General features: G+C 42.5%; 11 protein-coding genes and 2 pseudogenes. 6 read left to right on the top strand and 7 right to left on the bottom strand.

Translation table 11 applies throughout. The features are described from left to right. The first annotated feature begins 209 nt into the window (after positions 1 to 209). Together emrA and AAC155_RS13880 are read left to right on the top strand one after the other, a co-directional pair. Entirely contained in the window at positions 210 to 1,382 is a 1,173-nt protein-coding gene (gene emrA / locus AAC155_RS13885; protein WP_113042856.1) for a multidrug efflux MFS transporter periplasmic adaptor subunit EmrA, read from the top strand. A 7-nt stretch (positions 1,383 to 1,389) separates the two neighbouring features. After that, a complete protein-coding gene (locus tag AAC155_RS13880) occupies positions 1,390 to 2,907 on the top strand; it encodes a DHA2 family efflux MFS transporter permease subunit (protein WP_113042854.1) in 1,518 nt (505 codons plus the stop codon). Positions 2,908 to 3,044: 137 nt separating this feature from the next. Here the strand turns inward: AAC155_RS13880 and ilvA are convergent, their stop codons facing one another. The 6 genes from ilvA to ilvL form a co-directional block, all read right to left on the bottom strand. Then, positions 3,045 to 4,619 (bottom strand): threonine ammonia-lyase, biosynthetic, encoded by a 1,575-nt coding sequence (gene ilvA, locus AAC155_RS13875; protein WP_113042852.1) that lies wholly within the window; start codon positions 4,617 to 4,619, stop codon positions 3,045 to 3,047. 4 nt (positions 4,620 to 4,623) lie between these two features. Then, a complete protein-coding gene (gene ilvD, locus AAC155_RS13870) occupies positions 4,624 to 6,474 on the bottom strand; it encodes a dihydroxy-acid dehydratase (protein WP_113042850.1) in 1,851 nt (616 codons plus the stop codon). Between the two features lie 67 nt (positions 6,475 to 6,541). Next, positions 6,542 to 7,468, bottom strand: a complete 927-nt coding sequence (locus tag AAC155_RS13865) for a branched-chain amino acid transaminase (RefSeq protein ID WP_011148753.1) — start codon at positions 7,466 to 7,468, stop codon at positions 6,542 to 6,544. A 23-nt stretch (positions 7,469 to 7,491) separates the two neighbouring features. After that, positions 7,492 to 7,749, bottom strand: coding sequence for an acetolactate synthase 2 small subunit (ilvM, locus tag AAC155_RS13860; RefSeq protein ID WP_011148754.1), 258 nt, complete (start codon positions 7,747 to 7,749; stop codon positions 7,492 to 7,494). Then, positions 7,746 to 9,392: an acetolactate synthase 2 catalytic subunit gene (ilvG, locus tag AAC155_RS13855; protein WP_113042848.1), complete on the bottom strand. Its 1,647-nt coding sequence runs from the start codon at positions 9,390 to 9,392 to the stop codon at positions 7,746 to 7,748. The genes ilvM and ilvG overlap by 4 nt, the downstream gene beginning before the upstream one ends. A 138-nt stretch (positions 9,393 to 9,530) precedes the next feature. Further along, positions 9,531 to 9,629, bottom strand: coding sequence for an ilv operon leader peptide (ilvL, locus tag AAC155_RS13850; protein WP_113042847.1), 99 nt, complete (start codon positions 9,627 to 9,629; stop codon positions 9,531 to 9,533). Between the two features lie 657 nt (positions 9,630 to 10,286). On the opposite strand from ilvL, the gene AAC155_RS13845 reads away from it, so the two are divergent. Beyond that, positions 10,287 to 11,810 carry a YifB family Mg chelatase-like AAA ATPase gene (locus tag AAC155_RS13845; RefSeq protein WP_113042845.1) on the top strand — a complete coding sequence of 508 codons (1,524 nt, stop codon included), beginning with the start codon at positions 10,287 to 10,289 and terminating at the stop codon, positions 11,808 to 11,810. Between the two features lie 47 nt (positions 11,811 to 11,857). Here the strand turns inward: AAC155_RS13845 and AAC155_RS13840 are convergent, their stop codons facing one another. Continuing rightward, complete coding sequence (locus AAC155_RS13840; RefSeq protein WP_112877337.1) at positions 11,858 to 12,196, bottom strand: DUF413 domain-containing protein; 339 nt, start codon at positions 12,194 to 12,196, stop codon at positions 11,858 to 11,860. Between the two features lie 125 nt (positions 12,197 to 12,321). On the opposite strand from AAC155_RS13840, the gene hdfR reads away from it, so the two are divergent. The 3 genes and pseudogenes from hdfR to AAC155_RS24515 all read left to right on the top strand — a co-directional run. Further along, a complete protein-coding gene (gene hdfR, locus AAC155_RS13835) occupies positions 12,322 to 13,158 on the top strand; it encodes an HTH-type transcriptional regulator HdfR (protein ID WP_113042844.1) in 837 nt (278 codons plus the stop codon). 396 nt (positions 13,159 to 13,554) lie between these two features. Further along, positions 13,555 to 13,808, top strand: a pseudogene (locus tag AAC155_RS13830) (transposase); the annotation flags it as partial. A gap of 749 nt (positions 13,809 to 14,557) precedes the next feature. Continuing rightward, positions 14,558 to 14,695: pseudogene (locus AAC155_RS24515) on the top strand (IS982 family transposase); the annotation flags it as partial. Positions 14,696 to 14,903 lie beyond the last annotated feature (208 nt).

The following is a 14,903-nucleotide window of genomic DNA, read 5'->3' as shown; positions in this document are numbered from 1 at the left end:
AATCCAGCCTCTCTGATAAATGTTAATAACGATAATAAACAATTTTAATATTAAATCATGCTCTTGGCGTTAAGTGCTAAATATTAGCAATTTTCATTTTATCAGATGAGAAGGGCTTGACCTTGTAGTCGACTCCAAGGTGTTTAATCAAATATAAGCACATTAATTAAGACAAATTTATTTTTAATCACTGTGATGGGAGAGAACACATGACCGGAGAAATACAACCCCCTCCGCTTAATGAGAAAAAGTCAAAACGTAAGTTAGCACTGATCCTCGCAACTCTCTTATTTGTTTTTGCCGGGTTAGGTTACTTCACCTATTGGCTTATTTCATTACGTCATTATCAAGCAACTGATGATGCTTATGTTGTTGGTAATCAGGTACAAGTAATGGCCCAGATCACCGGCAGCGTAACCGCTATTTATGCTGATAATACCGACTTCGTTCAGCAAGGCGATATTTTGCTACGTTTAGACTCTATTGATGCGGAACATGCTTTTGAGCGAGCGAAAAATATATTGGCTAATAATGTCAGACAAACTCACCAAACCATTATTGATAATGAAAAACTATTGGCTAATATTGCGCTCAAACAAACGGCATTACAACAGGCTCAGGATGATTTAAAACGACGTGAACATCTGGGACTCACAGGTGCTATCGCCAAAGAAAATCTGATTCATTCCCGCAATAGCGTGCAAGTGGCAAAATCTGAGCTAAATATTGCCCGACAACAATATTATGCTAACAAAGCACTAGTTATAGACACCCCATTAAATCAACAACCTGCCATTAAACTGGCCGCTTCTCAACTCTGCGATGCATGGTTAACCTTACAGCGCACCCAGATTGTAGCGCCGGTAACAGGATACGTTTCACGCCGCAGTGTTCAAGTAGGCTCACAAATAAAAAGTGGCGCTCCATTGATGGTTATCGTACCCGCTGACCAACTTTGGGTCGAAGCTAACTTTAAAGAAGTTCAACTCGCCAATGTCCGTATTGGTCAATCCGTAACACTGATTAGCGATTTCTATGGCAATGATGTCATTTATAGAGGTCAGATCGTTGGTCTTGATATGGGAACTGGCAGTGCATTTTCTTTATTACCAGCACAAAATGCCACCGGTAACTGGATCAAAGTGGTTCAACGTTTACCTGTCCGTGTTGAACTAGAAGCACAACAACTTATCGATCATCCTTTACGCATCGGTTTATCCATGCACGCCACGGTTGATACCCGAAATCGGGATGGTCTGGTGCTTGCCGACACGCCTCGTAATCGCATTGTTTATGAAACCAACATCTTAACTTACAACACCGGAGAAATTGATCAGCTAATTAACGAAATCATTCAAGTTAATACCAGTCAAAATAAGTGAGGTTAACATGCTCAAAGAGCCATTATCAGGAGCCAAACTTGGCTGGCTAACCCTGGCTTTAGCATTAGCCGCTTTTTTACAAATATTGGATCTGACTATTGCTAACGTTGCAATATCAACAATTGCTGGAGATCTGGGTTCATCAGTATCACAAGGTACTTGGGTAATTACTTCATTTGCTGTTGCTAACGCGATCTCTATTCCATTAACTGGCTGGTTAGCAAAACGGTTCGGGGAAGTCCGGGTTTTCTTAATTTCAATGATCTTGTTTGTGATCACTTCCTGGTTATGTGGTATTGCTAATAGCTTGGAAATGTTGATCATTTCCCGCGTTCTACAAGGTATCTCAGCCGGGCCAATTATGCCCCTTTCGCAAAGTTTGCTACTCAACAACTATCCTCCGCTAAAACGCAATATGGCATTGGCACTGTGGTCAATGACTATCGTTATCGCTCCGGTTTGTGGTCCGATACTCGGCGGTTGGATCAGCGACAATTACCATTGGGGATGGATCTTTCTCATCAATGTTCCAGTTGGCTTTGCTGCCATTGCTATCACCTGGATGCTGTTAAAAGACCGGGAAACTGAAACAACGGCTAGGTCAATTGATATCGTAGGACTAATTTTATTGGTCATCGGTGTTGGTTGTTTTCAGCTATTGCTTGATAGAGGAAAAGAGCTTGACTGGTTCAACTCAACAGAAATTATTGCATTAGCCATTATCGCAGTTATTGCCATAACTTTCCTGATCATCTGGGAATTCACCGATGATGATCCGATCATTGATTTATCACTATTTAAATCACGTAATTTTACTATCGGTACTTTATGTATCAGTTTGGCTTTCCTACTCCATATAGGCACTCTGGTTTTGCAGCCTCAACTATTGCAAATGGTATTTGGTTATACAGCCACTTGGGCAGGATTGGTCATGGCTCCATTAGGAATAGTGCCGATAATGCTCGTTCCACTCATTGGTCGTTTTAGTTCAAAAATTGATATGCGTTATTTAGTTATGTTTAGCTTTATCATTTTTGCACTCTGTTTCTTTTGGAGAACGAATACCTTTGAGCTATCAATGGACTTTGCCACCGCTGCCTGGCCACAATTTATTCAGGGCTTTGCTATCGCCTGTTTAATTATGCCACTAACAGCCATTATATTATCTGACGTTGAACCCGCTAAAATCGCCTCTGCTGGTAGCTTGTTCAACTTTTTACGCACGCTGGCAACATCCGTAGGTACTTCAATTACCACCACCATGTGGTCCCGTCGCGAAGCTGTCCACCACGTTCAGTTAACTGAATCGATAACTCCCCATAATCCTATTGCTCAACAAGCCTATGAAAAAATGGAACAACTAGGGATGTCACACGCCCAAGTCAGTCACTCTCTGGCACGTGAAATCACTAATCAGGGATTGATTATTGCTGCTAACGAGATTTATTGGCTATTTGGCTTTATTTTTCTGATCTTGCTGATCTTTATCTGGTTGGCAAAACCCACTGTTGGAGAAAAGAAATAGCACAATAATCAAAGAATTTATTATAGAGCTCTTTCCAATGGAACCTAGGCGAATATTAAATCTTGTCAAAATAGCACCTTATCCAGGCGCTATTTTGTCGTTTTATAGAACATGTTTTTTCATTACCAAGACACCGATCAACCTCCGGCTGCTTCAGACGCCTGGCACATTAAAAAGAATTTAAACGCGGGGGTATCCGTCTCATCGTGATACGCATAGCCTAATGCATCAAGATGACGCTCAAAACGCACTTCCGCTCCTGACAATTCAAATGCAGCTAATACCCGGCCATAATCTGTACCATAATTGCGATAATGGAATAACGTAATATTCCAGTGAGTTCCCAAAGTTTGTAAGAACTTGAGCAAAGCCCCTGGCGATTCAGGAAATTCAAAACTAAACAAGCGCTCTTTCAATGGCTTAGATGGACGACCGCCGATCATATAACGAACATGTAATTTCGCCATTTCATCATCTGAAAGATCAGCAACCTGATATCCTGCGGTACGTAATTCCTCGATAATTTCCCGCCGTTCCACCTCACCACGACTCAGGCGAACACCAACGAAAAGACAAGCCTGATCAGGATCTGCATCCGTATAACGATAATTAAACTCTGTTACCACCCGATCGCCCAATTTCTGGCAAAAACTCAGGAAACCCCCTTTCTGTTCAGGAATAGTCACTGCCAGCAATGCTTCCCGCTGCTCGCCCAATTCACAACGCTCAGAGACATAGCGTAACCCGTGGAAGCTTACGTTAGCGCCAGAAAGAATATGTGCCAGTCGTTCACCTTTAAGCTGATGCTGCTGAACATACTTTTTCAATCCAGCTAGCGCCAATGCACCGGATGGCTCAGCAATCGCACGTACATCTTCAAACAGATCTTTTACCGCCGCACAAATAGCATCACTGTCTACCGTGATAACATCATCCACATATTGCTGACACAAACGAAATGTTTCATCACCGATACGCTTAACAGCAACACCCTCAGCAAATAAGCCAACTCGTGGTAAATCTACCGGATGTCCAGCTTCCATTGCCGCTTTCAGGCAAGCTGAATCTTCCGCTTCCACCCCAATGATTTTAATTTCTGGCATCAGTTGCTTAATCAACACTGCCACTCCAGCAATCAAGCCACCACCACCAACAGGTACAAAGATGCGATCCAAGCGCACATCCTGTTGCAAAAGTTCCATCGCCAGTGTTGCCTGACCTGCGATTACAGCGGGATGATCAAACGGAGGAATAAAGGTATAGCCCTCCTGTTGTGCCATTTCTATTGCTTTAGCTTTAGCCTCATCAAAATTAGCACCATACAACAGAGCCTTGCCACCGAAACTACGGACTGCATCGACTTTAATATCCGCGGTAGTAACCGGCATAACAATCAGAGATTTTATTCCCAAACGATTGGCAGAAAGTGCAACCCCCTGAGCATGGTTACCGGCTGACGCAGTAATCACTCCCCGGTTTTTTTGTTCCTCAGTCAAACCTGCAATCATGGCATACGCACCACGGAGCTTGAAACTGTGAACAGGTTGCCGATCTTCCCGCTTTACCAAAATAGTATTTCCTAAGCGGGCAGAAATTTTCTCCATTTCCTGCAAGGGCGTCACCTGAGCAACTTCATAAACCGGCGTACTTAATGCCGCTTTCAAATACTCTGCACCATTTGGTGCGGAAGTTAAGGGAAGAAATGCAGCCATGCGATTATCCCCCTAACTTAGATTTATCACGGACAGCCCCTTTATCCGCACTGGTCGCCAATGAAGCATAAGCTCTCAGGGCAAACGATACCTGACGTTCACGAGCTTTCGGTGTCCACGCTTTGTCTCCGCGGGCAAATTCCACTTCTTTACGGGTAGCAAGTACCCTTTCATCTATATCAAGTCGAATTTTCCGCCGTGGAATATCAATATCAATGATATCGCCATCTTGAACCAAACCGATTAGCCCCCCATTAGCCGCTTCCGGAGAAACATGACCGATCGACAAACCCGAGGTACCACCAGAAAAACGCCCATCGGTAATCAATGCACAACTTTTACCTAACCCCATAGATTTTAGATAAGTCGTCGGATACAACATTTCCTGCATGCCAGGCCCACCTTTTGGCCCTTCATAACGAATGACCACTACATCACCAGCAACGACTTTTCCACCCAAGATCGCATCAACCGCATCTTCCTGACTTTCGTAAACTTTGGCTGGCCCACGGAACGTCAAACTGCCCTCATCAACCCCGGCAGTTTTTACAATACAACCATCTATAGCCAAATTACCAAATAGAACAGCAAGACCACCATCCCGACTATAGGCATGTTCAATGTCGCGAATACACCCTTCTACACGGTCAGTATCCAACGAAGGCCAGCGACAATCTTGTGAAAATGCCTGAGTAGTACGGATACCCGCAGGACCTGCCGAATACATCTCCTTCACTGACTCATCTACCATCTGCATCACATCGTACTGATTAAGCGTTTGTAACAAATCCAGACCTAAAACATTTTTAACCTGACGATTCAGCAAACCCGCTCTATCCAGCTCACCTAAAATACCGATCACACCACCAGCACGATGAACATCTTCCATATGGTATTTTTGTGTACTTGGTGCAACTTTACATAGATGAGGGATCTGACGAGACAAACGATCAATATCCGCCATAGTGAAATCAACCTCCCCTTCCTGCGCCGCAGCCAGTAAGTGAAGCACAGTATTTGTTGAACCACCCATTGCAATATCCAACATCATCGCATTTTCAAATGCGGCTTTCGTTGCAATACTACGCGGCAGAGCACTGTCATCATTTTGTTCATAATAACGCTTAGTCAATTCAACAATGCGCTTGCCTGCATTCAGAAACAGCACTTTACGATCTGCATGAGTAGCCAGCAATGAGCCATTCCCCGGTTGAGACAAACCCAGTGCTTCTGTCAGACAATTCATAGAGTTAGCAGTAAACATGCCTGAGCATGAACCGCAGGTTGGGCAAGCTGAGCGCTCAATCTGATTGCTATCCTCATCACTGACTTTCGGGTTCGCGCCTTGGATCATTGCATCGATCAGATCCAATTTAATAATCTGATCTGACAATTTAGTTTTACCTGCCTCCATAGGACCACCGGAAACAAAAATCACCGGAATGTTCAGACGTAGTGCTGCCATCAGCATTCCTGGTGTAATTTTGTCACAATTGGAAATACACACCATAGCGTCCGCACAATGTGCATTCACCATATATTCAACAGAATCAGCGATCAATTCACGTGACGGCAGAGAATAGAGCATACCACCATGCCCCATTGCGATACCGTCATCCACCGCTATAGTATTGAACTCTTTTGCAACACCGCCTGATGCTTCAATCTGTTCCGCAACCAGTTTACCTAAGTCCCGCAAATGAACATGCCCTGGAACAAACTGAGTAAATGAGTTAACTACTGCAATAATCGGTTTACCGAAATCTGCATCGGTCATCCCTGTCGCGCGCCATAAAGCGCGAGCTCCTGCCATATTGCGGCCATGAGTCGTAGTGGCAGAACGGTACTTAGGCATTATCTTCACTCCCGTGTTATCAAAACAGGCGGGGAACGAACCGCCCGTTAAATTATTTATAGTTCTATTAAGGATTGACTGGATCTAGCCAGCCCCATTTATCATCTGTTGTGCCATCAAACAAGCCAAAGAAAGCTTGTTGAATTTTTTTGGTAATAGGTCCACATCTACCGATACCAACCTGAATATCATCAACACTGCGAACGGGTGTGATTTCAGCCGCTGTGCCAGACATAAAAACTTCATCAGCCAGGTACAGTGATTCGCGAGACAATACCTGCTCACGCACTTCCAGCCCTAAATCTTTCGCCAGTTTGATAATGGCATCACGAGTAATTCCTGGTAATGCAGCGGAGGTAAATGGTGGGGTAAATAATATGCCATCTTTTACTTCAAATAGATTTTCACCCGCTCCCTCAGAGATATAACCAGAAACATCCAGTGCAATACCTTCCTGATACCCACGACGACGAGCTTCACTACCCACTAAAAGCGAAGACAGGTAGTTACCACCGGCTTTAGCCGCAGTTGGCATTGTGTTTGGTGCCGCACGATTCCATGAAGAAACCATCGCATCAATTCCTTGATCTAATGCGCCTTCTCCCAAATAAGCTCCCCACGGAAAGGCGGCAATAATGACATCAGTTTTATAGCCGGCAGGTGGATTAACCCCCATACCAACATCACCGATAAAGACCAATGGACGTATATAAGCACTGACTAAATTATTTTTACGAAGAGTTGCCCGACACGCCTCCATTAATTCATCGACACTCTGGTTCAACGGCATACGATAAATCTTTGCAGAATCATGTAAACGCTGCATATGCTCACGATGGCGGAAAACCACTGGCCCTTTATGAGAGTCATAACAGCGAATTCCCTCAAAAACAGATGTACCGTAATGTAAAGCATGGGACATCACGTGAACTTTAGCATCTGCCCAAGGAACCATCTCACCATTGAACCAAATGTAATCGGATTGCTTCGTCATTCTCTTATTCCTTTATTTCTACGTTATGCACGTATGAGTTGTGATTTTTGTTGCAGGATCTTGACACCAGCGACATCCACTAATTTAGTCAGTTGTGAAGACAACAAATTAACCGGTTTTTGGCTGGCAACAATTAATTCGATATTAACATTATCGCCATCCATTGTTTGATCCATATTCATTGAACATATCTGAAATCCACGATGACGCGTTACCCGTAAGATACGCTCTAATATTTCAGGACGGAAACGAGCATGGATTGCAAGTTGATGCTGCATCATAATGATTTCTCCAACATAGTTTCATTGCTTGCACCGGGAGGAACTAACGGCCAAACGTTCTCTAATTCCTCAATAGATACCTGTAATAAATAGGGGCCCTTACTGCTGAATAATGCATTCAGCGCTTCATCAATCTGTGATTTATCTGTGATATGTTGCCCAGGAATACCAAAAGCTTTCGCTAATGTGACAAAATCGGGGTTATCTGTTAATGTCGTTTCACTATATCGCTTATCAAAAAACAGCTCCTGCCATTGCCGCACCATTCCCAATCGCTGGTTATCCAACAATAAAATTTTTACTGGTAATTGCTTGCGTTTAATTGTCCCCAATTCTTGAACATTCATCATGAAAGAGCCATCTCCAGATACACAAATCACCATATCTTCCGGTCGAGCAATCTGAGCGCCAATTGCAGCAGGGATACCAAATCCCATTGAGCCCAATCCACTAGACGTAATGAAATTTTCAGGCCCATCAAAAGTCATATGCTGAGCAGTCCACATTTGATGCTGTCCAACATCGGTAGTAATAACCGTATTAAATGTTTTACGATCTGAAACCTGCTTCAATAACCAAGGCGCATAGATACTCTCCCCTTGATGGTCATAACACCAAGGATATTCAGCTTTCAGATACTTAACTTCCTGTTGCCAGGGCATAATTGACAATGGCTGTTGCAAACGGGGCAATAATACCTTTACATCCCCCAGTAACGACACATGAGCCTGACGTAATTTACCCAACTCTGCCGGATCGATATCCAGATGAATGATTTTTGCACACGGAGCAAAAGTATTAAGTTTGCCAGTCACACGATCATCAAAACGAGCACCTACAGCAATCAACAAATCACATGACTGAACGGCAAGATTGGCCGCTTTCGAACCATGCATCCCAAGCATTCCCAGATAACATGGATGTTCTGAATCGGCAGCCCCCAAGCCTTTCAACGTAGAAGCAACTGGCATACCTGTTTCCACAACAAAATCTCGCAGAATAGAAACTGCTTGAGACATCCCTACTCCACCACCGACATACAACACTGGCTTTGCCGCAGTCGCAATCATTTTCCGAGCTTGTTCTAATTCACTTTCCGAGCAGGGCTCCTTTTGCTCAACGGGTACCAAATGTGGTACCAAATTCCCCTCTTTCAACTGAATATCTTTAGGAATATCAATCAAAACTGGGCCAGGTCGACCACTAGTGGCAATAGAAAAGGCTTCCGCCATAATTTGAGGTAAATCTTCCAGTGAGTCCACTAAGAAACTGTGTTTAGTACAAGCAAGGGAGAGGCCTAAAATATCGACTTCTTGGAAGGCATCAGTTCCAATCAATTCAGAACCAACTTGACCAGTGATAGCAACAATAGGAACAGAATCTAACAATGCATCGGCTAATCCAGTGATTAAGTTTGTTGCTCCCGGTCCCGATGTAGCGATACAAACTCCCGGCTTACCACTGGCTCTCGCATAACCGATTGCAGCCATAGCTGCCCCCTGTTCATGCCGACAAAGCAAATGCTCCACCCCACCATCGTACAAGGCATCATAAACCGGCATGATCGTACCACCAGGGTAGCCAAAAACCTTATCAACCCCTTGCGTTCGTAATACCTTTACAACCCACTGCGCCCCGTTCATTTTTCATATCCCCTGTGTTTACCCTGTGAGACAAAATTTTGTTCTGTTGTATGTTTCCGTCTCTACCGGATTTTGCTTGCCGAAAAAAAACCCCCGCGCCTTTCGGTGCGGGGGTCTTCGAGAGATCTGGCTGTTATTCTAAGCCGTTCTTCGTCCAAGTGCAGCCCCGCACGGTGGGATAATAATCACCACCACGCTGACAATAATTAGGCTAATCACTAGGACAAATGTGCTCATAATCTTGGTCGTTTAACTGGTTTGTTTAATCTATATTTAAGAGTTATCACGTTCTTCATAGCTTGACAACATTTATTTTGTTTTATTACTCGATATAAAAAAATACTATTTATTTTCAATTAAATACTTGTTATATGGATTATTTATCCAGTAAATAAACCGATTTAAGTGATAAAAACTAACTGATTAGATATAAACAAAACAACACATTAATAGATAACATAAAAAACAAATCATCCGACTATAATCAAAAATAAAGAGCTTGTTATTAATCACTTGAGTAACAAAAGCTTCTCATTAAAAATAAAGCATGATGATATAACATACTAAATTCATCCACTGTAAAAATATATATAAGTTTGAATTTAAATTAAATTCAACCAATAAAAAATCAATCTAAAAACATAACCAAAATAATAAAAAAACCTCAAAACAAGAATATAAAGATAATAGATACAATGAGTTAAACATTAAAATAATAAAAATTAAACCATTTAAATCAATAAAATAAAAATTATTTGATTTAAATACCAAAATAAAATTTTTATAGTTGCTTCGAAAAATATTTATTAGAGCCGCTTCGCAAAAAAATAATAGAAAACTATTTATTATCTAATTTCAGTCCATCATATACGCTTTCTTACTAAGGAGAATAGGATGGCCCTCGCTGTTATTTATACCCGAGCGACTATAGGTATTCACGCCCCTATTGTTACCGTTGAAGCGCATATTAGTAATGGTTTACCTGGATTAACCCTAGTTGGTTTGCCTGAAACAGCCGTAAAAGAAGCAAGAGATCGTGTCAGAAGCGCGTTGATCAACAGCGGGTTTACCTATCCGCCTAAAAGAATCACCGTCAATCTTGCACCCGCAGATCTTCCCAAAGAAGGTGGCCGTTATGATTTGCCAATCGCTATCGCTATTTTAGCCGCTTCAGAACAAATACCTACCGATAAACTAAGTCATTACGAATTTCTTGGTGAACTCGCTCTATCCGGGGGTTTACGGAAAGTTAACGGCGCAATTCCAGCCGCACTCAGCGCAGGAGAAGCAGGAAGACAACTTATTCTACCAACAGAAAACGCAATAGAGCTGGCAATTTTATCTCAGAATGAAACGTTAATGACAGAACATCTCTTGCATATCTGCCACTTTCTTCAGGGAGAACAACAACTGCTGACAGCACCAATCCAACATGAATCCTTAACAGAACCATCACAACCGGATCTACAGGATATTATTGGCCAGGAACAAGCAAAACGCGCCCTAGAAATCACAGCCGCTGGCGGACATAATCTTTTGCTACTTGGCCCTCCAGGGACAGGAAAAACAATGTTGGCAAGCCGGCTATGTAGTCTATTACCACCATTAACAAACAAAGAGGCCCTTGAGATTGCCGCTATCAATAGCTTGGTGGATACCTACCTTCCACCTGAACAATGGCATACACGCCCATTTAGAGCGCCTCATCACAGTTCTTCAATGGCAGCTCTAGTCGGCGGCGGTGGACTTCCAAAACCTGGTGAAATTTCACTTGCTCACAACGGCGTGCTATTTCTAGATGAACTACCTGAATTTGAACGCAGAGTCCTTGATGCTCTCAGAGAACCGCTGGAATCAGGGGAAATAATTATCTCCCGAGCCAGAGCAAAAGTTTGTTTTCCTGCCCAAGTTCAATTGATAGCAGCAATGAATCCTAGCCCTACAGGCTATCATCAGGGCATTAAAAATCGAAGTAGTCCTCAGCAAATACTTCGATACCTAGCGAAACTTTCTGGTCCTTTCTTGGATCGTTTTGATCTCTCAATTGAAGTTCCCCTGTTACCCATTGGAACATTGAGTAGCCCTGTTAGACCAAGCGAAAGCAGCAAAGATGTAAGATTAAGAGTACTAGCAGCACGAGAAATACAACTAAAACGGTGTGGAAAAATTAATGCTCATCTGAATAGTAAAGAGACAGAGACATTTTGTAAGCTCAAACCTGACGATGCTGTATTTCTAGAACAAACTCTAATAAAACTAGGGCTTTCAATCCGAGCATGGCACCGAATTCTGAAAACATCCCGGACACTTGCCGACTTAGAAGAAAAAAAAGAGATAGAAAAACCACATATCATGGAAGCCTTAAGCTATCGCAGTATGGACAGATTATTAATACAATTACAAAAACAATCAGGTTAGCAATGAAAAAGGGGCAAAGCCCCTAATATTCATAACTTGTGATAATATTAATCATCGGTGTCGGTATAGTCATCAGAAGCATCGATCTGGGGCTTACCGCCTGAAAGAGTATGAAAACGCTTTGGACGACTAATCTTTGCAAGATATTTGGTCCATACTTTTTCTTCTATTGTCACAGGCTGCCGTTCACCCCGGCAAACAGCAACAAACAGCTCTTCTACTTCTGTTTGAGGCTCGCGTTTACCAAGATCTAACTCATTGAACGCATAACCATGGCGCTCTAGCAATTGCGCCTCTTTAATGGTGAAATCGCCATGGCGGGAGAACCCGCGAGGATAATTTTTGTTATCAAAAAAACGATTAGTCGTGATGAAGCTTTCGGCCATCTGACACACTCCTAATTCTAGTATTGTTACTATCATGCCAATTATGGCGCGGAGTATTAGATAGGCCTGGCGTTCTGTAAAACAAAAAATTTAAATCTTAACGATAAATATTATTGGAGATATATGTGGACACTGAATTACTGAAAACCTTCTTGGAAGTCAGTAAAACTCGTCACTTTGGGAGGGCAGCCGAATCACTGTACCTGACACAATCAGCAGTTAGCTTTCGCATACGCCAACTAGAAAATCAATTAGGTACTCATCTTTTCACTCGCCACCGCAATAACATCCGTCTTACAGCAGCAGGAGAGCTCCTTATTCCCTATGCAGAATCACTGATGAGCACCTGGCAATTGGCTAAAAAAGAGATAATGCATGCTTCTCAACATATTGAATTAACAATTGGTGCCACTGCATCACTATGGGAAGCATATTTAACTTCCTGGTTACAAGGCTTCTATAAAAAACATCAGGACTTAAGATTGGAATCCCGGGTTTCTACACGGCAATCCCTTGTTAAACAGCTTCATTCACGTGAGTTAGATCTATTGATCACTACCGAACCACCCAAAATGGATGAGTTCCAAAGCCTATTATTAGGAAATATTTGCTTGAAGTTATTAACAACAGAAGAAAATCTGAAATACCAAATTAAAAATTACATCAAGCTAGAATGGGGAGCTGATTTCCATCATCAGGAACAACGGATTTTAAAAAGTGAGCAGTTACCCACCATCACAACCACTTCAGCACATATAGCCCGCCAACTACTCAATAGCGTAAGAGGAGCCGCCTTCTTACCAATACACTGGCAAAATGAATATCCAGAGCTGGTCTCCTATCCAAATACTGAACTAATTGAACGCCCATTATATGCCATATGGCTACAAAAGAATGATCAGCAAGCATTCATTCAACAGTTATTAAAAATACCTATCATACATACTCCTACAAGAGGTTAAGAAGCATCCATGTAAATCATTTAATTAGCAAATATATGTTCTGCAAAATTTATGGATAGCAATACTATACGAAAACAGGAATGAAAATAGTAAAGGAGAAAGAAATTTCAGATCGAGCATAAGGGTGGGATTACTTTTGCTATCTTCCCACATATAGCTCCTATTTACTAAGTAATCCTTACGTATAGTATAACCTGAATCAGACGTAGTGTTCCCACCTTATCGTTTTAGGTATCCTCTCCTTCAAACCGAACTTTTCTTAAGAAGAAAATTTTCACAATCAAAATATTAGCTAAGATCTATTCGTATATATCCTCTAGACACTTAGTTCAGAAGGACTTTAACTAACCCAAATTCTGGATAAGAAATTGACGAGAAACCTGTTCCAGGAGCAAAGTTTTGGTGCCACTATGCAGTTATCTGACTCAATTAAAAGGCAAACCCATAGGAATTTTGCTTCGATTGATTCCACCAGTTTGCGGGTTTGTCATAACATCCGTATTCCCCGTCATCTTTACGCCGACAAGGAGTATCTCAGTCAGGAGCTCGCTGACGATTTAGCCAAAACCAGTGTCACTTTCATCACGAAAAAGCGCCGAAACATGAAAGAGTGTATGCAAGCTGAGTGGGATAAATTCAGGATAGAGAGAGTGGCAGGCCCACCGAAGTCTGCTGTCGGAAGCGGGCTTCAAACCCCCTCAAGCGGCTGCCGTAAAGAGCGGTAGTCGTGAGCGTTGAGGTCAAAGTGCGAACAATAGTTCAGCAAGTAGGATACAAAGAGACGAGTAAAACCGAACCCATGTGGACGCGTCGTAAAGAAGAGATTTGAAATCAAAACTAGGCGTTTCTATCTTCCGGGATAAATCTGTGAGTGAATTCCGAATGCTGCGCAGGTGATGTCCGGCGTAGAGTGGGCGTGACTTTGTATCGGACTCTTTCTGGGAACGGCGGGAACCCGTCATCACGATGTCAAGGGAGAAATGCAAGTCACTAAATTGACAAGTATGAAAGTACCGATGAGTGATACGGGGGCGGAGTGACTCGTAATAGTGAGGAAATATTTGTAATGAATGTGGAACGAAGGGGTCACGTCAAGCGGCCTTGCCCAGTATCCAACTGTCAGACAGGAGGAGATGCTGAGGTTAAGGCAAAACCGTTTGTCATTGATAAAAGGGATGTGCACCGTGCCGGGTTATTGGTCAAAGCCAATCAGGGTATGACGGGAGTGGATGGTCGAACCATTGCGGATTTTAAATCAAACCTAAAAGGGAATCTATATAAACTGTGGAACCGCTTATCATCGGGCAGCTATTATCCGCCCCCGGTGAAAGGTGTCACTATTCCCAAGAAATCAGGTGGTGAACGTCTGCTGGGTATTCCCACTGTTGCGGATCGTGTAATAGAGTATTCGCGCCACCGAGGTATAAAAGGATTTATGTTGCCCGTTTTAGGCGGTTTGATTGCTTACTGCCTTAAATGGAAGAAACCATCACTGAAAGTTTTCTACTCAGAAGACGATTTTTCAGTGACGGTTTAAACAGAATTCGGGTTAACTAGTATGAAAATTGCCAAAAAGTCTAAAAAGTTATCTATGGGAACCTCTAAAAACTTTTCACAGCCACAAAATTGAGTAAAATGTAGGCACAGTACATCTCTGCAAGGTAGCGCTGTCATGATACCGCCTCGTTCTGCTTTAAAAAAAGACAAGCTGGCATCCGAATATCACCGTCGAAAAATCGATGAAT

It is taken from the genome of Photorhabdus sp. HUG-39 (genome assembly GCF_963878365.1).
In the GTDB taxonomy this organism is placed as follows: Bacteria; Pseudomonadota; Gammaproteobacteria; order Enterobacterales; family Enterobacteriaceae; genus Photorhabdus; species Photorhabdus kayaii.
Note: the sequence above shows the minus strand (reverse complement) of the source record. Positions and strands in the feature narration are given on the sequence as shown.

Excerpts from the sequence above, each read along its gene's own strand:
- emrA (WP_113042856.1), top strand. The coding sequence starts at position 210 with ATGACCGGAGAAATACAACCCCCTCCGCTTAATGAGAAAAAGTCAAAA.
- AAC155_RS13880 (WP_113042854.1), top strand. The coding sequence starts at position 1,390 with ATGCTCAAAGAGCCATTATCAGGAGCCAAACTTGGCTGGCTAACCCTG.
- ilvA (WP_113042852.1), bottom strand. The coding sequence starts at position 4,619 with ATGGCTGCATTTCTTCCCTTAACTTCCGCACCAAATGGTGCAGAGTAT.
- ilvD (WP_113042850.1), bottom strand. The coding sequence starts at position 6,474 with ATGCCTAAGTACCGTTCTGCCACTACGACTCATGGCCGCAATATGGCA.
- AAC155_RS13865 (WP_011148753.1), bottom strand. The coding sequence starts at position 7,468 with ATGACGAAGCAATCCGATTACATTTGGTTCAATGGTGAGATGGTTCCT.
- ilvM (WP_011148754.1), bottom strand. The coding sequence starts at position 7,749 with ATGATGCAGCATCAACTTGCAATCCATGCTCGTTTCCGTCCTGAAATA.
- ilvG (WP_113042848.1), bottom strand. The coding sequence starts at position 9,392 with ATGAACGGGGCGCAGTGGGTTGTAAAGGTATTACGAACGCAAGGGGTT.
- ilvL (WP_113042847.1), bottom strand. The coding sequence starts at position 9,629 with ATGAGCACATTTGTCCTAGTGATTAGCCTAATTATTGTCAGCGTGGTG.
- AAC155_RS13845 (WP_113042845.1), top strand. The coding sequence starts at position 10,287 with ATGGCCCTCGCTGTTATTTATACCCGAGCGACTATAGGTATTCACGCC.
- AAC155_RS13840 (WP_112877337.1), bottom strand. The coding sequence starts at position 12,196 with ATGGCCGAAAGCTTCATCACGACTAATCGTTTTTTTGATAACAAAAAT.